This is a genomic window from Streptomyces milbemycinicus, from assembly GCF_002154605.1.
GTDB lineage: Bacteria > Actinomycetota > Actinomycetes > Streptomycetales > Streptomycetaceae > Streptomyces > Streptomyces milbemycinicus.
This window is the reverse complement of record NZ_MUNE01000539.1, coordinates 1-6850: the sequence shown is the minus strand read 5'-3', so window position 1 is coordinate 6850 and position 6850 is coordinate 1. Positions and strand designations below refer to the sequence as shown.

At 73.1% G+C, this 6850-nt stretch carries 3 protein-coding genes; all 3 read right to left on the bottom strand.

Features of this window, described 5'->3' with window-relative positions:
• The coding region (locus CCN51_RS37105; protein WP_086860601.1) for an Rne/Rng family ribonuclease at positions 1 to 4182 on the bottom strand (4182 nt) is incomplete at its 3' end.
• A gap of 220 nt (positions 4183 to 4402) precedes the next feature.
• Entirely contained in the window at positions 4403 to 5179 is a 777-nt protein-coding gene (locus CCN51_RS37100) for a TIGR03936 family radical SAM-associated protein (protein WP_014179693.1), read from the bottom strand.
• Between the two features lie 151 nt (positions 5180 to 5330).
• Positions 5331 to 6850: TIGR03960 family B12-binding radical SAM protein (locus CCN51_RS37095; protein ID WP_107426151.1), on the bottom strand; the 1520-nt coding region annotated here is incomplete at its 5' end.

The following is a 6850-nucleotide window of genomic DNA, read 5'->3' as shown; positions in this document are numbered from 1 at the left end:
GACCGCCAAGAAGGCCGCCGCGAAGAAGACGACGGCAAAGAAGGCGGCGGCCTTCTTGGCGGTCGTCTTCTTCGCGGCCGTCTTCTTGGCCGCCGCCTTCTTCGCCGGCGCCTTCTTGGCGGCCTTGCGGGCCGTCTTCTTCGCCGGCGCCGGGGCTGCCGCCTCCTCCGGCTCCACTGCGGCCTCGGAAGCCGCCTCAGAAGCCTCGGACACCGTCTCGGGCTCGGGCTCGACCGCCACCGGCTCCGGCGCCGACTCCGGCGCGGAGTCCTGAGCAGCCGCGCTGACGACCACCACGGCCGCCTCCTCGGAGCCCGACGGCGAGCCCGCGGGAGCGGTCACCTTACGGGTCACCCGGCGGCGCGCACGAGGCGCGGACACCGGCTCCGGCGCCGCGACCGGCTCGGCCTCGGCCTTCGGCTCCTCCGCCGGGGCCGGGGCTTCCTTGGGCTCCTCGGCCGGCACGACCACCACGGCCGCCTCCGGCCGCTCCGCGGCCTTCGGAGCGCCCGCGGGAGCCGTCACCTTCCGGGTCGCCCGGCGGCGCGTACGGCCACGCGTGGCGGCGGCCTCGGCCTCCGCGGCGCTGCTGTACAGCTCCTCGTCGGCGGCGAAGGTCACCGGCTCCGGCATGGTCTTGTGCTCGGCGGCCTCGTGGGCGGCCTCGGCCACCGTCTCCGGCTCGGCCTCGACCACGGCCGCCGCGGCGGCCTCCACGACCTCGGCGGTCTCCGGGACCTGCTCGGGCTCGGCCAGGTGACCGGCCGCACCCTTCTTCTTCTTGCGCTTGCCGCCACCGCCGCCGACCGCCGTCGGCTGGTCCACGTGGACGATCAGACCACGGCCGTTGCAGTGCACACAGGGCTCGGAGAAGGACTCCAGCAGGCCCTGGCCGACCCGCTTACGGGTCATCTGGACCAGGCCCAGCGAGGTGACCTCCGCCACCTGGTGCTTCGTACGGTCCCGGCCCAGGCACTCCAGCAGGCGCCGCAGCACCAGGTCCCGGTTCGACTCCAGCACCATGTCGATGAAGTCGATCACGATGATGCCGCCGAGGTCGCGCAGCCGCAGCTGGCGCACGATCTCCTCGGCCGCCTCCAGGTTGTTCCTGGTGACCGTCTCCTCCAGGTTGCCGCCCTGGCCGGTGAACTTGCCGGTGTTGACGTCGACCACGACCATCGCCTCGGTCCGGTCGATCACCAGGGAGCCGCCGCTGGGCAGCCACACCTTGCGGTCCAGCGCCTTCATCAGCTGCTCGTCGATCCGGTACGTGGCGAACACGTCGACGTCCGACGTCCACCTCTGCAGCCGGTCCGCGAGGTCCGGCGCGACATGCGAGACGTATCCGTGGATCGTGTCCCAGGCGCCGTCACCGCTGACGATGACCTTGGAGAAGTCCTCGTTGAAGATGTCGCGGACGACCCGGACGGTCATGTCCGGCTCGCCGTACAGCAGCGTGGGGGCGCCGCCGTTCTTCGCCTTCTTCTGGATCTCCTCCCACTGCGCCTGCAACCGCTGGACGTCACGCGACAGCTCGTCCTCGCTCGCGCCCTCGGCCGCGGTGCGGACGATGACGCCCGCGTCCTCGGGGACGATCTTCTTGAGGATCTGCTTCAGACGCGCGCGCTCGGTGTCCGGCAGCTTGCGGCTGATGCCGGTCATCGAGCCCTCGGGCACATACACCAGGTAACGGCCGGGGAGGGAGACCTGGCTGGTCAGCCGGGCGCCCTTGTGGCCGATCGGGTCCTTGGTGACCTGGACCAGAACGGACTGGCCCGACTTGAGGGCGGTCTCGATACGGCGCGGGCCGTTGGCGAGCCCCAGCGCCTCGAAGTTGACCTCGCCCGCGTAGAGGACGGCGTTACGGCCCTTGCCGATGTCGACGAAGGCGGCCTCCATCGAGGGCAGGACGTTCTGCACCTTGCCCAGGTAGACGTTGCCGACGTAGCTGTTCGACTGTTCCTTGTTGACGAAGTGCTCGACGAGGACGTTGTCCTCCAGCACGCCGATCTGGGTGCGCTCGCCGTTCTGCCGCACGACCATCACCCGCTCGACCGCCTCACGGCGGGCCAGGAACTCGGCCTCCGTGATGATCGGCACCCGGCGGCGGCCCTGCTCACGCCCTTCGCGGCGGCGCTGCTTCTTCGCCTCGAGCCGCGTCGACCCCTTGATCGACTGCACCTCGTCGGCGCCGGACTCGGCTTCCTTCGCGCGCCGCTCCCGCGGCTCGCGGATCTTGACGACCGTACGCTCCGGGTCGTCGCCCGACTCGACCTCGGCGGCGTCCCCGCTGCGCCGACGGCGGCGCCGACGGCGACGGCTGCTGCTGGAGCCCGCGCCGCCGACCGTGTCGTCGTCCTCGTCGGCCTCCTCGGCCTCGCCGGTGGCCCGCTCGTCCGCGCCCTCGCCCGGGTGCTCGTCCTCGTAGCGCTCGCCGGTCTCGCCCTCGGCGCTCTCGACGTCAGCGGCCTCGCCCCGGCGGCGGCGCCGACCGCCACGGCGACGGCGGCGGGCCGGGCGCTCGCCCGACTCCTCGTCGCCGTGCTCGCCCTCCGCGAGCTCGGCCTCCTCGGCGGGCTCGGCCGTCTCCTCGGCCTCGGCCTGCGCGGCCTGCGCGGTCTGGTCGTCAAACTCCTCACCGCGGCGACGGCGACGGCGGCGCGCACCGCCGGTGGGCGCCGGCGGCTCGGCGATCCCGAACGCTCCCGCGTCCTCCGTCTCGTCCGCCTCCGCCTCGTCCGCCTCGTCCGCCTCTTCGGCGGCCGCGGCGGCGGCCAGGGCCGCGCTCTCCGGCGTCTGGAACACCGGCTCGGTGAACACCGGCGCCTGGAACACGGCCGTCGGCGGCCGTACGGCCCGGCGCCGCCCCCTGGCCGGAGCCTCCGGCTCGGCCTCGTCGGCGGCCTGCGGAGCCTCCGCCTGCGGGGCTTCGGCCTGCTGCTCGTCGACAGTGGCAGCGGCCGCCGCACGGGTCGCCCGGCGGCGGGTACGGGCACGCGGCGCGGCGTCGGCGGGCTGCTCCTCGGCGGCGTCACCGGCGGCGCTCTCGTCGGCTGCTGCGGCAGTGGTCTGCGCCACGGCGGTCACCTCCGGGGCCTCGGACTCGGGCGAGCCCGCCGCGGCGGTCGCCTTACGCGTCGCACGCCGGCGCGTACGCCGCGCGGGCACGGCCTCTTCCGCCGCCTCGGCGGCGGCGTGAGCGGTCTCACTGATCTCGGTGGGCTGGGCGGCGGTCTCTTCCGCCGCGGCGGCCTCCGCCGTCTCCTCGTCGGCAGGCTGCGGCGAACCCGCCGGAGCGGTCGCCTTACGCGTCACCCGACGACGCCGACCGACCGGCGCCACAGCTTCGACGGTCTCGGCGGCTTCAGCACTCTCGTCGCTCTCGTCAGCGGCCTCGGCGGCGGCAACGGTCTCGGCCGTCTCCGGCGCACCCGTCGGAGCGGACGCCTGGCGCGTCGCACGACGGCGCTTGCGCACCGGTGCCGCGGCCTCGGCGGTCTCATCGGACTCGGCAGGCTGCTCATCAGCCGCCTCGTCCGGCACGTCAGCGGCCTCGGCGGCGACAACGGTCTCGGCCGTCTCCGGCGCACCCGTCGGAGCGGACGCCTGGCGGGTCGCACGGCGGCGCTTGCGCGCCGGCGCGGCGGCCTCCTCCGCGACCTCGGCGTCAGCCACCTCAGCGTCCGCGGACTCCGCGGCGCCGTCCTCAGCAGCCTCCGGCGAGCCCGCCGGGGCGGTCGCCTTGCGCGACGCACGGCGGCGCGTACGCGGCGCGGGCACCGGCTCCTCGGCCGGTGTGGCGTCCTCGGCGGCGACCACCGTCTCGGCGGTCGTCTCGGCCGTCTCCGGCGAACCCGCCGGAGCAGTCGCCTTACGGGTCGCACGACGGCGCGTACGCGGCGCGGGCACCGGCTCCTCCGCCGACGCCGACGCGGCCTCGGCCGACACGCCCTCGAGGTCGGTGGACTGGGCGGCCGGTATGGCCGGAGTGGCGGTCTGGGCCGCCGCGTCGCTCAGCGTCCCCGCGGGCGGGCCGGCCGGCCGGGAGGCCGCGCGGCGGCGGCGCGGGGGCAGGGTGTCGCTGGGCGTGTTGTTCTCAATGGTGTCCCTGGGTCCGACGGCACGCTGAGCGGGCTGTCCCAGAGGCTGGATAGGTTCGATCGGCTCAATAGGCTCGAGCATGCGGGCGTTTCTCCCGTCACGCTCCCGGGCGCCGCGTCTGCGTCCGGCCGCAATCCGCGCGCTGTGCGCGATTGCCGCCGCCCGCGGCGCGGGCGCCGCACGGGAGCTGTCGTCTCACTCGCCAGGACCGGAAATGCCGGACCGGCGAAAGTCTCCTGGTCAGTGCGCCTGCCGGACCCGGGTGGCTCCCTGGTGCATCGGCGGCGCATCGACGGCGGTCCTACGCGGAACCTTCCGGCGCCATCGCGGCGGTCAGCCCGGCGGCCGTGGGTGGGGCGGCCAAGGCTGCCTCGCGATCGGGCGCGAGCGGGTCGGTCACCGTGCCGGACTCCTCATCGAGCAGCCCCTGCGCCAGCCTGGTCACCGCTGCGGGGACCGGCGGCGCCAGGTCGGCCGTAGCGCGGAGACCGGACAGGACGTCGTCGGGTCGCACGGCAGGTGTCAGATGCCGTACCACCAGCCGCAGTATCGCACAGGCAGGGTCCCCCGGCCTATCGACCGGGGCCGTAAGGGCCTCGAGCCGGGCCACCGCGCCACGCGCGTCGAAGGTCCGCAACCCATTTTTCGTCATGCGCTCGACCTGGACCGTTTCGGCCACGAGGAAGGCGGCGACGGCGCGCTCGGCCTCGTCCGCGTCGACTCCCTCGAGCCGGATCTCCCAGACGGAGGCCTGCAGCCGCTCGGCCAGATTCGACGTATGGGCCTCGACGGCGTCGATGACGTCGAGCCCGGGGGGCAGCGACCCATCGAGGAGTCCACGCAGCCTTTCGGGGTCGCGCGCCTCGGTGAGCTGGATCTCCAGGTACTCGGCCTCACTGCCCGTGCCGGTGGGTGCGGCATTGGCGTACGACACCTTGGGGTGCGGGGTGAACCCCGCCGAGTACGCCATGGGCACCTCGGCGCGGCGCAGCGCCCGCTCGAAGGCGCGCTGGAAGTCGCGGTGGCTGGTGAACCGGAGGCGGCCGCGCTTGGTGTAGCGCAAACGGATGCGCTGCACCGCGGGTGCGGGCGGCGGGCCTTCGGGCTGTCGCTTGCCCAGGGGTCCTTCTCCTTGCTGTCTGGCGGCTGTCGAACGCCGGTGGGCGGGCCGCTCACCCGAGCGGGTGCCGCGGCCCGTGCCTCTTCCAGCGTACTTGTCGGGCCGTGGGTTACTTGACGACCGACAGCGGCAGCAGCTTCCTGCCGGTCGGTCCGATCTGGATCTGGGTGTCCATCTGCGGACAGACGCCGCAGTCGAAACACGGGGTCCAGCGGCAGTCGTCGACCTCGGTCTCGTCGAGCGAGTCCTGCCAGTCCTCCCAGAGCCAGTCCTTGTCGAGACCGGAGTCCAGGTGGTCCCAGGGCAGGACCTCTTCGTAGCCGCGCTCGCGGGTGGTGTACCAGTCGACGTCCACGCCGAACTCGGGCAGTGTCCGCTCGGCGCACTCCATCCAGCGGTCGTAGCTGAAGTGCTCGCGCCAGCCGTCGAAGCGGCCGCCGTCCTCGTAGACGGCACGGATGACCGCGCCGATCCGGCGGTCGCCGCGGGAGAGCAGGCCCTCGACGATGCCCGGTTTGCCGTCGTGGTAGCGGAAGCCGATGGAGCGGCCGTACTTCTTGTCGCCGCGGATCTTCTCGCGCAGCTTCTCCAGGCGCGCGTCCGTCTCCTCGGCGCTGAGCTGCGGCGCCCACTGGAAGGGGGTGTGCGGTTTGGGGACGAAGCCGCCGATGGAGACGGTGCAGCGGATGTCGTTCTGACCGGAGACCTCGCGGCCCTTGGCGATGACCTTCGTCGCCATGTCGGCGATCTGCAGCACGTCCTCGTCGGTCTCGGTCGGCAGACCGCACATGAAGTAGAGCTTCACCTGCCGCCAGCCGTTGCCGTACGCGGTGGAGACGGTCCTGATCAGGTCGTCTTCGGAGACCATCTTGTTGATGACCTTGCGGATGCGCTCACTGCCGCCCTCGGGGGCGAAGGTGAGGCCGGAGCGGCGGCCGTTGCGGGTGAGCTCGTTGGCGAGGTCGATGTTGAAGGCGTCCACCCGGGTCGACGGGAGCGACAGGCCGATCTTGTCTTCCTCGTAGCGGTCGGCGAGGCCCTTGGCGATGTCGCCGATCTCGGTGTGGTCCGCCGAGGACAGGGACAGCAGGCCGACCTCTTCGAAGCCGGTGGCCTTGAGGCCCTTGTCGACCATCTCACCGATGCCGGTGATGGACCGCTCACGCACCGGACGGGTGATCATGCCCGCCTGGCAGAAGCGGCAGCCGCGCGTGCACCCGCGGAAGATCTCGACGGACATCCGCTCATGGACCGTCTCGGCGAGCGGCACCAGCGGCTGCTTGGGGTACGGCCACTCGTCCAGGTCCATCACGGTGTGCTTGGACACCCGCCACGGCACACCGGAGCGGTTCGGTACGACGCGGGAGATCCGCCCGTCGGGCAGGTACTCCACGTCGTAGAACCTGGGCACATAGACCCCGCCGGTGCGGGCGAGGCGGAACAGCACCTCGTCCCGGCCGCCGGGGCGGCCCTCGGCCTTCCAGGCCCGGACGATCTCGGTCATCTCCAGGACGGCCTGCTCGCCGTCGCCGATCACCGCACAGTCGATGAAGTCCGCGATCGGCTCGGGGTTGAACGCGGCGTGACCGCCCGCGACCACGATGGGGTGGTCGTCGCCGCGGTCCGCGG